12 protein-coding genes are annotated in these 15,015 nt (G+C 40.2%); 3 read left to right on the top strand and 9 right to left on the bottom strand.

Features of this window, described 5'->3' with window-relative positions; all coding sequences use genetic code 11:
* Positions 1-43 precede the first annotated feature (43 nt).
* The 7 genes from ACNQO6_RS01390 to ACNQO6_RS01360 all read right to left on the bottom strand — a co-directional run bounded on the left by ACNQO6_RS01390 (position 44) and on the right by ACNQO6_RS01360 (position 7,649).
* Positions 44-919 carry a MetQ/NlpA family ABC transporter substrate-binding protein gene (locus ACNQO6_RS01390; protein WP_262754487.1) on the bottom strand — a complete coding sequence of 292 codons (876 nt, stop codon included), beginning with the start codon at positions 917-919 and terminating at the stop codon, positions 44-46.
* 610 nt (positions 920-1,529) lie between these two features.
* Complete coding sequence (purD, locus tag ACNQO6_RS01385; RefSeq protein WP_343580251.1) at positions 1,530-2,816, bottom strand: phosphoribosylamine--glycine ligase; 1,287 nt, start codon at positions 2,814-2,816, stop codon at positions 1,530-1,532.
* 178 nt (positions 2,817-2,994) lie between these two features.
* Positions 2,995-4,569 carry a bifunctional phosphoribosylaminoimidazolecarboxamide formyltransferase/IMP cyclohydrolase gene (purH, locus tag ACNQO6_RS01380; RefSeq protein ID WP_199972475.1) on the bottom strand — a complete coding sequence of 525 codons (1,575 nt, stop codon included), beginning with the start codon at positions 4,567-4,569 and terminating at the stop codon, positions 2,995-2,997.
* 80 nt (positions 4,570-4,649) lie between these two features.
* Positions 4,650-4,919: a DNA-binding transcriptional regulator Fis gene (gene fis / locus ACNQO6_RS01375; RefSeq protein WP_001086304.1), complete on the bottom strand. Its 270-nt coding sequence runs from the start codon at positions 4,917-4,919 to the stop codon at positions 4,650-4,652.
* Positions 4,920-5,293: 374 nt separating this feature from the next.
* Positions 5,294-6,154: a DUF3426 domain-containing protein gene (locus tag ACNQO6_RS01370; protein ID WP_343580246.1), complete on the bottom strand. Its 861-nt coding sequence runs from the start codon at positions 6,152-6,154 to the stop codon at positions 5,294-5,296.
* A 14-nt stretch (positions 6,155-6,168) separates the two neighbouring features.
* A complete protein-coding gene (prmA, locus tag ACNQO6_RS01365; RefSeq protein ID WP_005229571.1) occupies positions 6,169-7,071 on the bottom strand; it encodes a 50S ribosomal protein L11 methyltransferase in 903 nt (300 codons plus the stop codon).
* 185 nt (positions 7,072-7,256) lie between these two features.
* Complete coding sequence (locus ACNQO6_RS01360; RefSeq protein WP_032871982.1) at positions 7,257-7,649, bottom strand: hypothetical protein; 393 nt, start codon at positions 7,647-7,649, stop codon at positions 7,257-7,259.
* 251 nt (positions 7,650-7,900) lie between these two features.
* Here ACNQO6_RS01360 and mnmG point away from each other — a divergent pair, with 251 nt between their 5' ends.
* Together mnmG and ACNQO6_RS01350 are read left to right on the top strand one after the other, a co-directional pair.
* On the top strand, positions 7,901-9,781 hold the full coding sequence (mnmG, locus tag ACNQO6_RS01355) for a tRNA uridine-5-carboxymethylaminomethyl(34) synthesis enzyme MnmG (protein ID WP_440207881.1): 1,881 nt from the start codon (positions 7,901-7,903) through the stop codon (positions 9,779-9,781).
* Positions 9,782-9,899: 118 nt separating this feature from the next.
* On the top strand, positions 9,900-10,232 hold the full coding sequence (locus ACNQO6_RS01350) for a DMT family transporter (RefSeq protein WP_005229577.1): 333 nt from the start codon (positions 9,900-9,902) through the stop codon (positions 10,230-10,232).
* A gap of 64 nt (positions 10,233-10,296) precedes the next feature.
* Here the strand turns inward: ACNQO6_RS01350 and ACNQO6_RS01345 are convergent, their stop codons facing one another.
* Both ACNQO6_RS01345 and ACNQO6_RS01340 read right to left on the bottom strand, forming a co-directional pair.
* Positions 10,297-11,751 (bottom strand): hypothetical protein, encoded by a 1,455-nt coding sequence (locus ACNQO6_RS01345; RefSeq protein ID WP_440207880.1) that lies wholly within the window; start codon positions 11,749-11,751, stop codon positions 10,297-10,299.
* 278 nt (positions 11,752-12,029) lie between these two features.
* The gene (locus ACNQO6_RS01340; protein WP_436869714.1) at positions 12,030-12,251 is read right to left on the bottom strand and encodes a DUF6500 family protein; all 222 of its coding nucleotides are present in this window, start codon (positions 12,249-12,251) and stop codon (positions 12,030-12,032) included.
* A 319-nt stretch (positions 12,252-12,570) separates the two neighbouring features.
* Here ACNQO6_RS01340 and ACNQO6_RS01335 point away from each other — a divergent pair, with 319 nt between their 5' ends.
* Positions 12,571-14,778 carry a TonB-dependent receptor gene (locus tag ACNQO6_RS01335; RefSeq protein WP_440207879.1) on the top strand — a complete coding sequence of 736 codons (2,208 nt, stop codon included), beginning with the start codon at positions 12,571-12,573 and terminating at the stop codon, positions 14,776-14,778.
* Positions 14,779-15,015: the final 237 nt, after the last annotated feature.

Here is a 15,015-nt window from a genome sequence, read left to right as displayed (position 1 = left end):
AACAGGCAAAATCACTTTGCCTGTTTTATTTGAGAGCATTATATTACGAATTTGCTTCGGTGAGGTAGCTTGTTGGTTTGTTCACGTCAACTTTCGTACCCGCGAAGTGTTCTTGCACATATTTCTTCACCGCTTCAGTGTGGTAAAGCGTGCCAACTTTTTGCAATACAGGATCGTCTTTACGCGATTCTGCAGTGGCTAAAACGTTTACATTTAGCTTGGTGCTTTGATCTACAGGCTCATAGAAGATCGCATCTTTCAGAACGTTTAAACCACCTTCCATTGCAAGCGTATTACCTAATAAAATCGCATCAACTTCGTCTTTAACACGTACAGCTGTTGCCATTTGAATCGGTTTGATCACAATTTTTTTCGGGTTTTCGGTAATGTCGGCAGGTGTGCCTTTTACCGGATCAAAGTCAGCTTTTAACTTGATTAAGCCCGCGCTTTGTAAAAGTAATAATGCACGTGATTCGTTTGCGCCGTCATTTGGAATCGCAATGGTGGCACCTTCGGCAAATTCGTCAACTTTTTTGACTTTGCTTGAGTAGATACCCATTGGCTCTAAATAGGTGGTTGAAACAGGTGCAATCTTATCTTTATTGGCAGCATTAAATGCCACAAGGTAAGCGTAAGACTGGAATGCATTCAGATCAACTTCTTTGTTTGCTGCTGCAGTATTCATTGCAACATAATCAGTGAAGTTTTTAATTTCAAGTTTTAGACCTGCAGCTTTAGTTTCAGGTAAAGTTGCAATATAACGCCAGATATCGGCGTCAGAACCTGTAGAAGCGATTACAACAGTTTGTAATGCAGCAGCATCACCTTTTTGCTCGGTAGATGCGGTATCCGGTTGTTTACTGCAAGCAGCAAGTAATAACACCGATACACTTAAAAAAAGACTAATCAGCTTTTTCATGTATAAATCCTAATCGGAATAATGTCGAGAAAATCAGCTTTTCTCGAGCATTAATGATTGCAATAGGTTTGTATGTTGTAAATTGGCATCGTCCTCAAACAATCACGTGAATTATTCTTGAGGTTTTCAGTAGAGTCCTTTCCACAACACGCGAAAAATAAATGAATATTCATGTTCCCATTCAGTATATATACAGCGGGAAATAAGGTATTCATATCTTTTTCTAATCAAATTTGGATTTAGCTGCAATTTGTTTTGTTAGGCTAAATATTCTAATCATTTGAAATCAAAGAAAAAGAATACTGATTTAACATAAAAACAACATCTAAAATTTCGGCAATCATAGCAATAATTTAGTGCAGGGGACAGAGCAACAAAGTGTACTGTGAGGTATAAGACTATGATTATTTAGGAGAAATTACAGCATAAGTAAATATAAATTGATGATAGTTTTATGGTTTTTTTAAAAAAGTGCTGTAGCAGGTTGAATTAAAACATAAATATATATTTTTCTGAATTTTATATTTAAATAATGAATATAGAAGTGGAAATTATGCAATTTAAGGAATAAAAAAAGCCTTCCGAAGAAGGCTTTTTTTACAGGATTTACTTATTCTGCTTTTTCACGGGCGATGGCGCGATAGCCAATGTCGCTACGGTATTGCATGCCAGTGAAAGTGACCTGACCACACACCTCTAGTGCATTAATTTGTGCTTCAAGTACCGTATCACCTAATGCCGTAACGCAGAGTACGCGACCACCTGCAGTAATCACATGACCATCAGCACTCATTGCTGTACCAGCATGGAAAATTTTGGTGTCTTCCGGAGATTGACCAAGACCTGAAATGACATCGCCTTTGCGTACAGTTTCAGGGTAACCACCAGCAGCAAGCACGATACCAATCGATTTACGCTCATCCCATTCAGCTTCAGCTGGCAAGTTACCTGCAATACCTGCTTCTACCAAATCAACCAAAGATGATTTTAAGCGCATCATGATCGGTTGGGTTTCTGGATCACCAAAACGGCAGTTGAATTCGATCACACGTGGCTGACCTTGTTCATCAATCATCAAGCCCGCGTATAAGAAACCTGTATAAACGTGACCGTCCGCAGCCATACCATCAACGGTTGGGCGCATCACTTCATTCATGACACGTTCAAAGACTTCCGCAGTCACCACAGGGGCAGGAGAGTAAGCACCCATACCACCTGTGTTTGGACCTTCATCGCCTTCAAAAATACGTTTATGATCTTGCGATGTTGCCATTGGCAAAATGTTGTTGCCATCGATCATGCAAATGAAGCTGGCTTCTTCGCCTGCAAGGAACTGCTCAATCACTACACGTGAACCTGCATCACCGAATTTGTTGCCTGCAAGCATATCGTCAATCGCAGCGAAAGCTTCTTCGTTGGTCATGGCCACGATCACGCCTTTACCCGCCGCAAGGCCATCTGCCTTGATGACAATAGGTGCGCCATTTTGCTCTACATAAGCTTTAGCGGCATCGACTTCAGTAAAGACATCATAAAAAGCGGTTGGAATGTTGTGACGTTTCAAGAAGTGTTTCGCAAATGCTTTTGAACCTTCTAGCTGCGCTGCATATTGGGTTGGCCCCCAGATTTTTAAGCCAGCTTCGCGTGCTGCATCCACCACACCATTCACTAAAGGTGCTTCAGGACCAACGATGACCAATGCCACATCATTTTCTTTGGCAAAAGCAATAATCGCTGGATTGTCTAAAATATCGAGTTCAACATTTTCACATTTGTCTTCAGTTGCAGTACCTGCATTACCTGGTGCCACAAAGACTTTAGTGACTTTTGCATCTTGTGCGATTTTCCATGCAAGTGCATGTTCACGGCCACCGCTACCCAAAACTAAAATATTCATTATAAAGTTATTTCCCTTTTTCCGTATCTAAGAATATACCTGTTCAGAATAAAAAAGTCCCTCTGAATCTCCCCCAAACCCCTCTTTGCGAAAGAGGGGAGCAAGCTTATTCGGGTGAAAAAGTAAGTCCCCCTTTTTAAAGGGGGATTTAGGGGGATTGCGTTGAGACTCAGATCATTTAGTGACGGAAGTGACGCATACCCGTAAACACCATGGCAATACCAGCTTCATCTGCTGCTGCAATGGTTTCTTCGTCACGCATTGAACCGCCTGGCTGGATAATGCATTTAATGCCAGCTTTAGCAGCGTTATCAATACCATCACGGAACGGGAAGAATGCATCAGAGGCCATGACTGCACCTTCAACCACTAAACCAGCATGTTCAGCCTTAATGGCTGCAATACGTGCCGAGTTGACGCGGCTCATTTGACCTGCGCCTACACCGATGGTTTGGCGGTTTTTCGCATACACGATCGCATTTGATTTCACATATTTTGCAACTTTCCATGCAAAGATAAGATCATCAATTTCCTGTTCAGTCGGCGCACGTTTGGTCACAACTTTCAGGTCATCTTTAGTGATCATGCCCAAGTCTTGGTCTTGAACCAATAAACCGCCATTCACGCGTTTATAGTCAAGCTGTGGCGCACGTGCATCAATGGCCGGAAGTTCACCACAGACCAGTACGCGTACATTCTTTTTCGCACCGGTGATTTCAAGTACACCTTCTGCAATGCTTGGTGCAATAATCACTTCAACAAATTGACGATCAACGATTGCTTGTGCTGTCGTAGTGTCTAATTCGCGGTTGAATGCAATGATGCCGCCAAATGCTGATTCAGGATCGGTTGCATAAGCAAGATCATAAGCTGCCTTGATGCCATCCAGTGAAACTGCAACACCGCAAGGGTTAGCATGTTTAACGATCACACAAGCAGGTTTCGCAAATGATTTCACACATTCAAGTGCGGCATCGGTATCTGCAATATTGTTATAAGAGAGTTCTTTGCCTTGTAATTGCTTGGCAGTAGAAACAGAGGCTTCTTTTGCATTTTCTTCAACATAGAAGGCTGCGTTCTGATGCGGGTTTTCACCATAACGTAAATCTTGTGCTTTATTCAGTTGCGTATTGAAGGTACGCGGGAAGAGATCCGCTTCGCCTTCTGCTTTACCCACGCGTGCACCTAAATAAGAAGCAATCATGCCATCGTATTGTGCTGTATGCTCAAATGCTTTAACTGCTAAATCGAAACGTGTTTCATAAGACAGTGTACCATTTGCTTTTAGCTCGGCTACGACTGTGTCGTAGTCTGCTGCATTAACGATAATACCCACTGAAGCGTGGTTTTTCGCTGCCGCACGAACCATGGTCGGACCACCGATGTCGATGTTCTCGATTGCATCTGCAAGCGAGCAGTTTGGCTTTGCTACCGTTGCCGCAAATGGATACAGGTTAACAATCACCAGATCAATCGGATCAATGTTGTGTTCTTGCATCACCGCTTCGTCCAGACCACGACGCGCCAAGATGCCTCCATGAATTTTTGGATGCAGTGTTTTAACACGGCCATCCATCATTTCAGGAAAACCTGTATGTTCAGAAACTTCTACGACGGCAATATTGTTGTCTTTAAGCAACTTATAGGTACCGCCCGTAGATAAAATTTCTACCCCTAGCGCTACAAGATTTTGAGCGAATTCAACGATTCCGGTTTTGTCGGATACAGAGATTAAAGCACGTTTGATAGTCATGATTTTAGTCAACAGTTTGAAGTCTACAGATTAAAACAAAGGCAAAAAAAATGCCCACGAGAACGTGAGCATTTTATCAATTATTCACTCATTAAACCGTGAGCTTTTAACTTTTTGCGTAAAGTTCCGCGGTTAAGGCCTAAAATCTCAGCAGCACGCGTTTGGTTGCCACGAGTATATTCTAAGACCACAGATAAAAGAGGTTTCTCCATTTCTGCTAAAACCATGTCATACACTTGAGATGGTTGCTCACCTTGCAATTGTGCAAAATAATGACGAACTGCGCGATCTACATGGATGCGAAGAGCGACATCAGATTGAGCCGTAAAAATAGGAGATTTGCTATTCATGCGTGTTAATCCGAAAAATCAAAATATCACTTGGGTAAAGTGATATAAATGTGGTCTAAATTACTGAGCCCTGTTTTAGATCCTAAAACAGTGACTCTAAAACAAAAGGACTATTAGCTTGCCACAAATCCTCGAGTTGTGTAAAAAATAAGCGTAACAATAGTTAAATATTTGTTACTGCCTACTTTCAAAAACAAAAAAACCAACAATGCGCTTATTGGGTAAAAGCACAGTTCGTTTAACGATTTTATTGTCTGTAAATTACGAGGAGTAAGTGGGTCAAAGCATTCGTGGCGCGTATCATACCACTGTCAGCGAAAAAGTGAGCAAATTAACTGCACTTTTTTTTGTTTTTTTGTCACTTTTTTGAGCTTTTAGGGCTGTACAAATTCTAAACTATAGTCATTGAAGCTATTTTTGCTTTTCGGAATGGTAAATTCGAAGCGAAAAGGGCTATTGGATGGAATACGCTGAATGGTTTTTAAACTGTCGACTAAATAGTCTTGGGGTTTTAAAACGGTATAAGAAATCGCTTCACCATCTTGTTTGAGTACAACCTTGATTGGAGGAAGTACTACACTATTTTTATCCAGGTTAACCAATACACCAGAAAAGCCTGTAGCATCATGCTCAACCCGTTTCAGTTTAACTTTCTCAAAGGTGAGAGACTGGTATTGTTCATTATTTATCTTGCAGCTGAGAACACCACAGACATAATTAAACATCTGATTTAATGCCGGGCTTTCATGCATCAGTTTCGGGTTAAACCATAAAATCTGGAAAGCAAAGACCAGAATCAGGGCAATATTACCGATTCCCCAAAGGGTGTAATACAACCAGCCATGTTGTTTGTCACTATTTTCCTGATCAATCAAAACCGCATCTTCTGAAAGATTTAGGTTGGGCAGGGCAGTGACCGGCTCGGTATTAAAATAATTCAGGTTATTTAAATAAGTGAGTAGGTCAATATTGGAGTTTTCAATTTTCTGATCGAAGATCCTCAAGATCTGCATCTGTTTTTCTGCAAATGAGCTATCTGGCTGGATCGATGAAAACAGCGAGCGATTAACTGGTGTTGGCGTCGCTTCACTGTCTGTTTCGAGCAAATTGGTTAATGCATTAAAGTTAATCACGCATTTTGGGCAACAAACCATACCCTGTGCAACACTGAGTTGTGAAAGGGTCACTTTGTACACAGTTGAACATTTAGGGCAGCGGGTTTGTTTTTCACTCATAATTTATAAAATTCTCAGCTTGTTTTTCGTTTTCCTGAAATGCGGCACCAGTTTTCTTCACGCTTTTCAATTTCTAATATATCAAAAAACTCGGCGTAAACGCTAGAAACATCAGCAACTTGCTCTTCAATTACACCTGCTAGTGCGAACTCGCCCTCATTTTTTAATAAAGTTGAGAATTCAGGCGCAAGTGCCATTAGTGGGGCTGCAAGAATATTGGCAACCAGAATATCAGCCTGTTGAGGTTTGAATTCCTGATCAAACTCTTCAGGTAAGCCGACATATAGACGGTCAAGCACGCCATTTAACTCGGCATTCTGTTTAGTTGCGAGTACAGCTTGCGGGTCGATATCCGTTGCATAAACTTTTTTAGCACCTAATAAAAGGGCAGCAACGCCTAAAATACCTGAACCACAGCCATAGTCGATGACAACTTTATCTTTGACATCGGTTTTGCCTAACCATTGTAAGCATAAGAAAGTGCTGGCATGGTTACCTGTACCAAAAGCCAGACCTGGATCAAGCTTGATGTTGGTTGCATCGGCTTCAGGCGGTTCTAACCATTCAGGAACAATCCAGAATTTTTCACTGATTTGAATCGGTTCGTAATAATCCATCCAGGCACGTTCCCACACCTGATTTTCAAGGTATTCATGGCGCATCGGCACATCTGGAAGTTGAGCTTTAAGGAAAGTTTCCAAAGCATCTACATCAATCGGGTCATCTTCTTCTTGTTGGTAAATACCTGTAACGATGACTTTATTCCACAATGGAGTTTCGCCTGGTAATGGCTCAAGCAGGGCCTGATCTTCTGCATCATCTAAAGTAACACTCACCGCGCCCAATGAAAGAAGCAATGTTTCGGTCAGTTCAACTTGATTTTGATCAACAGTAATATGAATTTGTAGCCAGTTCACAGGAAAACCTAAATAAATGTATTTGTGGGTATTGTAATAGATTAAAACTTATTAAAGGGATTATAAAATAGACAGATTACAATTTTAAGGACAAATATTTGACGGCGTGAGCGCTATTACATTGTTTTTAGATTTTATAGACAAAAAAAAGAAGGTCATGAAGACCTTCTTTATTGTTGCTGCAATTATGGCGCAGTCTGTTCAACATCAGGAGCAACTGGCGGAGCAGGTGTCGCTGCCGGTGCACTCATCGCAGGCGCAGCTTCCATTGGAGCACTGCTCACTGGACGTGGAGCGGACTGGGTTTCAGAGAGACGACTTTGTGTGTCTACAGCAGCGTTAGAAGCCGGCATTGGCGGTTGGAATGCGAGTTTACCTGCTTCATTAGGTTCACACGAACCGTTGAAAACAACGCCTTTATACGCAAATGAAACTGGGTCACCTTGTTTTTTGCCTTTACAAACCTGTTGATACTTTTTGGCTTGTGGGTCTTGGGTAGCTTTGGTATCCGCCGCATGTGCAGCTACGCTAAAACATAGGCTACAAATAAGAGATGAAAATAAAAGCTTTGTGTTCATATCATTTTCCTAAAGTATTTGTTATGCACTTTTTAGGATAAGAAATTCATCAGATAAAACAGTGGTGTTCGGGTTAATAGTTTAGGCAGCTCTGTTAAGTATAAGATGAAAATGCAACAGAACGTTTCTTTTTGTATGTTTTGTCAGCATAACTGAGGCTTAGAATCAATCAGAATGTTGACGGTTTTTGCCAATTTGCTGCAAAACTCCTATATAATACTCTGTCATTTTTTGAATACATATTTACCACTATGCACTATCCTAAAGTTTACGACGTTATCGTAATTGGTGGCGGTCACGCTGGTACGGAAGCGGCACTTGCTGCGGCACGTATGGGAAGACAAACATTATTGTTGACGCATAATATTGAAACTTTGGGTCAGATGAGCTGTAACCCAGCAATTGGTGGTATTGGTAAATCGCATCTGGTCCGTGAGATTGATGCCCTTGGTGGCGCAATGGCGCTTGCGGCGGATAAAGGTGGTATTCAATTCCGTATTCTCAATTCGCGTAAGGGCGCTGCCGTTCGTGCGACACGTGCACAGGCAGATCGCGTACGTTATAAAGCTGCAATTCGCGATACGCTGGAAAATCAGGCCAATCTGGACATCTTCCAGCAAGCGGCAGATGACTTGATTGTTGAAGGCGATGCAGTGAAGGGTGTTGTGACCCAGATGGGCATTCGCTTTGATGCCAAAACTGTGGTACTGACAACCGGTACTTTCCTCGGTGGTGTGATCCATGTCGGTTTACAAAACTCGAGTGGCGGCCGTGCAGGGGATCCACCATCAATTGCACTGGCTCATCGTTTACGTGAACTTAAACTTCCTGTGGGACGTTTAAAAACAGGTACCCCACCACGCATTGATGCTCGCTCAGTTGATTTCTCTGTCATGACACCACAACCGGGTGATTTCCCATCACCAGTGATGTCATTTATGGGTGATGCATCAATGCACCCTGAGCAAGTCAATTGCTATATCACGCATACCAGTGAAAAAACCCACGAAATTATCCGTGGGGGTTTAGACCGTTCACCAATGTATACCGGTGTAATCGAAGGTGTTGGTCCACGTTATTGCCCATCGATTGAAGATAAAATTCATCGTTTTGCAGATAAAGATTCACATCAGGTATTCCTTGAGCCAGAAGGCTTAGATACCCATGAGCTTTATCCAAATGGTATTTCGACTTCATTGCCATTCGATGTACAGTTCAATTTAGTTCGTTCGATTCGTGGTATGGAAAATGCCCATATCCTTCGTCCGGGTTATGCGATTGAATATGATTATTTCAATCCACAGGCTTTGAAGTTCACACTTGAAACCAAAGCGATTCAAAATCTGTATTTTGCTGGCCAAATTAACGGTACCACAGGCTATGAAGAAGCAGGTGCGCAAGGTTTACTTGCAGGCTTAAATGCTGCACGCCGTGCTTGGGAGCAGGAAGAGTGGACGCCAAAACGCGATCAGGCTTATATGGGCGTATTAGTTGATGACCTGATTACATTAGGCACCAAAGAGCCGTACCGTATGTTTACCTCACGTGCGGAATATCGTTTGATGCTGCGTGAAGACAATGCAGATCAACGTTTAACCACGATTGGTCGTGAGCTGGGTCTGGTGGATGATGAGCGTTGGGCTGCTTATAGCGAAAAAATGGAAGCTGTTGAGCGCGAAACATCTCGTTTACAACATTTGTGGGCTGCACCAAACAACCCAATGGGTAAAAAATTCGTTGAAATGACGGGTGCCGATCTCAGCAAAGAATGTAGTGCGGTTGATTTGTTGAAACGTCCAAATATCAATTTCAGTCAAATTGCGGAATTAACCGGTTCGGAAGTTTCACAACAAGTCGGCGAGCAAATTGAAATTGCGGTGAAATATGAAGGTTATATCAATCGCCAGCATGAAGATGTTGCGCAATTGAAGCGTCTTGAAGAAACCAAGATTCCAGCTGATTTTGAATATGAGGGTATTTCAGGTTTATCGCGTGAAATTACCTTGAAGTTGAAGACAGTTCGTCCAGAAACCTTGGCGCAGGCAAGTCGTATTCCAGGTGTAACACCAGCTGCTGTTCAGTTGTTGATGATCACGATTCGTAAAAACAATATGGCGAAGAAGTCAGCTTAAGCTTTTATTCGACACATTCAAATAAACATTAAAAAAACACCCTTTTCATAAGGGTGTTTTTTTCTCTGAATATTTTATTCCTATCATCATAAATATAGATTTGCTGAGGTGCGGTTAAATGAAAAACTGGATTATTTTGTTTATCGCGATTATTGCGGAAGTGATTGCCACGTCAGCCTTGAAAAGCAGTGAAGGTTTTACCAAGCCGCTCGCTTCAATTGTCGTTGTGCTGGGGTATGTGATTGCATTCTACGGTCTTTCTTTGACGCTTAAAACCATTCCAGTCGGGATTGCCTATGCCATCTGGTCGGGCGTCGGGATTGTTTTAATTACCATAGTAGCCTGGTTCGTGTTTGATCAAAAACTGGATATTTGGGGAATTATTGGAATTGCGCTGATTATGAGTGGTGTACTGATCTTGAATCTGTTATCTAAATCCAGTTCGCATTAATTTTTAAAATAATAAAAAACCGAACTGGTTGAGTTCGGTTTTTAGAGGGAATTTACAATTTAGGTTATCGGCCTGCAAAATCAAATACACCATTTAAGGTAATATGATTGTTAACTTCATTTGCTGGAGAGTTTTTAGAGGTCAGTATTGTATTCTTAAAACTGATCTTGTTCTTCGCGATGTCATAACTAAGCCCTGTACATGCTTCAGTATAACCGCAGTTATATTGGTATTCAGTATATTCTACCAATAAGCCCGTTGTAGGATTTTTACCTATACGTGTATCTTTGAAATCAATCTTCTCAATTTGATTGTTGCGAATTTTGACTTGTAATGCATTATTTCCAAACTGCTGTCTATCATGGTTGATGACATCAAAATATAGTGCAGGCTGAACCAAAGAGAAGCTGCTTTCATTTTTAAGAATTGGTGAGATTTGAAGTTGTGTACTCGGTATATTGACCGTTACTGAACCATCGAGTTGTAGCTGTGCCTTGGCACATTCTGGCTGAATTGGAAAATTAGGAAATAATGGAGGCAGGTCTTTTTTATCTTTATATATTGCTTGATTAAATGTTAAAGAGATATTGTCCGCATTTTTGTTTGATTGAAGGGTTGCTACATCTTCAACCGGGAAGGTTAGTGTCATCGCACTACACATACCAGACATATAAAATGAGGTTTCGGTTGAGAGTCGCGAGTATTGAATCAGGTTATTTTCAATTCCAGTACTAAACTGGGCTAATTTTAAACTGCTGTCTATGCCGTTATTTGCATGAGTACCAAATAAGATTACTTTAGTTTTTGGATCATAAACGGCTCCCATTAATGAGACCGGTTTTTGATTGGAAAGTAAGCTAGATTGACTGGTTTTTCTGATATTGTTAAAAGTCTGTGGCGGTCTAGATAAAGAACCAGTAATTTGCCCATTCAACGTGATGTAGCTTTTTTCAGTAGAAAGCTGATTATCTGGATTTTCTATGGGTGAGAGACGAACAGTTGGCAGGTTTGAGAGTTTTGTATTATCAAAATTAATTTTGCTAACACCTGTCTGCTCATCAAAACTTAACTCAATACCCTTGCATGGTTCAAATAGAACCGTGTTTGAACAAGAGAAAAAGTCTTCTTTTGAAAAACTAAAAATATCAGGTTTTAAATAATTTTCTCCAATCGAGATGTTCAGTACTTTTTTGAGAATTGGATCGTAATTAACATGAAGTGTCTTATTGATATCATTTTTATCAAAATTGTAGCTCAAAATAATTGAGCTACTTCCACTATCAAAATGATGCGTAACTGAATAGGCATTTATTTTATCATTCTGATTACTATTGCTACTCGATATCTGAATGGCTGGTTCTGCATCCTTTTGCAGGCTTAAACTGCTTTGAAACTCAGTAGTAAATGGAGTAGGGGAAGTTGTATTGTCTTGAGGCGTTTTACTATCATTTCCACCCCCACAAGCTGAAATTATCATTGCTGTGGTTAAAATGGTAATACCAGATTTAATCTTTAACATTTTTAGTTTTCTACATGGATTATTTTAGAAAAGAATAATATCTATTCATAACGCTCTTTCAAAGTGTTTTAAATAATATTTGCGATAAACGATCGGTCTACAGATTAGGTTGAGTGGGACGATAGATAATTTATAAGGTCTTTTTTAATCTTTTGCTTTTAATTCTGCTACTCAATGTTCGTTTGGAATTTAAGTTAGTTATAAGCTTCTATTAAAAGCAAACGTGCTGCTGAATAAACGCTTTGGTCCTTCAATTTGTCATCCCCATGACTCATTTTTTAAGTAGATTCACTCAAAATTAAAGCTTTAATTTTGGTTGCTTTCTCAAAATGATCAAGCTGATGTTTCATAATCCACCAGTGAGCAGCTTCCATTAAACGTTCAGGATCATCATTTTTATTGGCAAAGAAAGCATAAAAAGAAAGTCCGACATCACTGCCTTTTTTGGCAATTTTTTCATCACAGATTTGAATGATTTTGGCTTTAAGTTCTTTTCTCATTTTTTATAGAAAAACAATTGATGGCTAGACGGGTTGATTCTAGCACTTCCGAGCTAAGTCTTTATTGAATATTGGGGCAATTTCTCCTGCTTGCACAATTATCTGGTTCATGCCTTTTTGTGAGTGGGGAGAAGAAGTATACGTGACTGATTCAGGTTGAGTAGAACCTTGGTCATTGTCTAGGTTGTTTAAGAAAACGTCTAAAAAATGGAATTGGTAGAAAATATAGTGAAAATGAGAATGATTTTTATTAAAATTGTGGCGTTTGTTTATTTTTTAATTTTTTTTTAATTTTTCGTCTGAATTTTTTGAGAGTTTTATGAGTAATTTTCACTTGGGTGGGAACAGCAATTCTGCTTTTAAGCTGAGCTTGTTAACCGTGATGATGTTGCAAGCGCATTATGCATTTGCAGATGAAGCAACAACGCCAACGGCAGTGATGCCTACCATTAAAATTGAAGCGATGAGTGAGCTTGATCCAGTCAAGAGCTATATCGATTATGAACAGGCAAGCATCACGCGTAATGGTTTAAAGAAAAAAGATATTCCGCAGACCATCGATACGATTGATGTGCAAAAGTACAAAATCTATGGTGCCAATGATCTGAGTGTCATGTTACAAGGTACGCCAGGTGTAACCACAACTTATGATACACGTGGTGACGGTATTATGATTCGTGGTTTTAGTGCTGACACCAGTGATATTTATCGCAATGGAGTACGGGAAGGCGGGCAGGTACGCCGTAGTACTGCAAACGTTGAACGAATTGAGATTTTAAAAGGTCCTGCTTCTGTACTCTATGGACGTGGCGCAGGCGGTGGAGTTGTGAATATGGTAACCAAGTTTGCCAATTTTGACTCCAAAAGTTCAGTGGGGCTCTTTGGCGGTTCTTATGACAATATTGGTGGTACCTTAGATATTAATCAGGTTGTGAATGATAATTGGGCGGTACGTTTGGTTGGTGAAAAATCTGATACCAACAGTTTCCGTTCAGGTATTGGCACAAAACAATCGATGTTCTCCCCAAGTGTGACCTATCGTAGTGATGATGAAAAGTTGTTGTGGACAACGGAATATACCTACGACAAATTAGATCGTACTCCTGATCGTGGTCCATCATTTTCAGTATTAAAGCGTTTTCCTGAAAATATTTTAAGAGAGACAGGCTTTGCAACTCCATCAGATTTCATCGTGGATGAATTGCAAACGGTACGTACCGATCTAAAATATGAATTTGCGCCAGACTGGAAATTTCATTGGGCGCTGAGCTATCGCCAAGCCAATCAAGATTTCGATAATTTCTTTGGTGGAAGTTATTGTACTGATGATACGAAAGGATGCAAATCTGGCTATATCAAGCAATCTTATGCCTGGCAAGAAACCATGAATAAGACCACGACAAACACATTTGATATTACGGGCAAATTTAATACGGGTAAATTAGAACACCAGCTCATGGTTGGGGCGGATTGGTCGCATGAGGATCGTGAACCTAAACTAGGTAATTATTCAAGCGGTGATAAAGCCGGATTATATTATCAATTAATTAATCCATATAATGTGAAAGACTATCAGACTTCTTTTGATCGTAATCATGGTCGGCCAAAAGCAACCTCTTATACCCATCAAAATAATGATAGTTTGGCATTCTTTGTACAGGATCTAGTCTCTTTAACACCGACTGTAAAGATGATGTTGGGTGCCCGTTATGACCAATATGAAGTAAAAACTCGTGATACTTTAATTGATTCAAAAACATATGGGCAGTCAGTCACAATGAATGCTGAAACTTTTAGTCCGAATGTGGGCTTTGTCTGGCAGCCAGTCGATAACCAGAGTTTTTATACCTCCTATAGCAAAAGCTTTGCACCATTTGGTGGTAGTGCGGGAGTTTCGCCATTCACAAATGGTACAGTTGATTTGAGAACTGTGAATGCAGAGCCACAATATAATGAGCAATATGAAATTGGTGTAAAAAGTGATTGGTTCAATGATCGTCTAAATACTCAGTTTTCCGTATTCGATATTCGTAAAAAAAATATTCGTTATCGTCCTGATCCAGATAATCGCCCTTTTGATTATGTTGTAGGTGGTGAACATCAGTCTAAAGGAGCTGAATTCAGCTTTATCGGGCGAGTGCTTGATAATGTGTTTGTTCGTGGTGGGTATGGATATACAGATGCAAAAGTAAAAGATGATAAAGATCCCAAATCTGCCAGTGCTGGTCATTATTTAGCAAATGTTGCAAAAAATACAGGCAACTTATTTGTGCGCTATCTACCAGTAGAAAATATCTATACTGAAGTTGGTGCGACGTATAATGGTTCTTTCTACACTAATTTATCCAATGCTCCAGATACAAAACTTGATGGCTGGACACGTTTAGACGCTGCTTTGGGTTATAAGGGAGAACATTGGGGAGCAACCTTCGCTGTAAGTAACCTCACTGATAAAGTTTATTGGAGATCCAATACTATGCCTGGTACGCCACGCAACTTCTTGGTGCGTTTAAATTACCAGTTCTAAATCAGTTGATTCACTTTCCTTTTAAGCATCTCTGTATCAGCAGGGATGCTTTTTTCTTGGGGAGGTCTAAAATAATCTGTAAAAATAAAGATATACTTTATATCTATCTTATTGAATTATATAAAATGCCATTGCTTAAAAAGCGGTAATATTCTAATATTTAACTGTATGAAAATTAAGCAATAAGATCTTAAGAATAACTGTATAATTGTGATGTGGTTCTCATTTTTGGTTTTA

Source organism: Acinetobacter calcoaceticus, from assembly GCF_051947995.1.
Lineage (GTDB): Bacteria > Pseudomonadota > Gammaproteobacteria > Pseudomonadales > Moraxellaceae > Acinetobacter.
The sequence above is the reverse complement of the archived record's forward strand: the minus strand, read 5'-3'. Positions and strand labels throughout refer to the sequence as shown.

Excerpts from the sequence above, each read along its gene's own strand:
- purH (WP_199972475.1), bottom strand. The coding sequence starts at position 4,569 with ATGACTATCAAACGTGCTTTAATCTCTGTATCCGACAAAACCGGAATC.
- ACNQO6_RS01390 (WP_262754487.1), bottom strand. The coding sequence starts at position 919 with ATGAAAAAGCTGATTAGTCTTTTTTTAAGTGTATCGGTGTTATTACTT.
- ACNQO6_RS01345 (WP_440207880.1), bottom strand. The coding sequence starts at position 11,751 with ATGTTAAAGATTAAATCTGGTATTACCATTTTAACCACAGCAATGATA.
- fis (WP_001086304.1), bottom strand. The coding sequence starts at position 4,919 with ATGAATAGCAAATCTCCTATTTTTACGGCTCAATCTGATGTCGCTCTT.
- ACNQO6_RS01335 (WP_440207879.1), top strand. The coding sequence starts at position 12,571 with ATGAGTAATTTTCACTTGGGTGGGAACAGCAATTCTGCTTTTAAGCTG.
- ACNQO6_RS01360 (WP_032871982.1), bottom strand. The coding sequence starts at position 7,649 with ATGAACACAAAGCTTTTATTTTCATCTCTTATTTGTAGCCTATGTTTT.
- ACNQO6_RS01340 (WP_436869714.1), bottom strand. The coding sequence starts at position 12,251 with ATGAGAAAAGAACTTAAAGCCAAAATCATTCAAATCTGTGATGAAAAA.
- ACNQO6_RS01370 (WP_343580246.1), bottom strand. The coding sequence starts at position 6,154 with ATGAGTGAAAAACAAACCCGCTGCCCTAAATGTTCAACTGTGTACAAA.
- ACNQO6_RS01350 (WP_005229577.1), top strand. The coding sequence starts at position 9,900 with ATGAAAAACTGGATTATTTTGTTTATCGCGATTATTGCGGAAGTGATT.
- mnmG (WP_440207881.1), top strand. The coding sequence starts at position 7,901 with ATGCACTATCCTAAAGTTTACGACGTTATCGTAATTGGTGGCGGTCAC.
- purD (WP_343580251.1), bottom strand. The coding sequence starts at position 2,816 with ATGAATATTTTAGTTTTGGGTAGCGGTGGCCGTGAACATGCACTTGCA.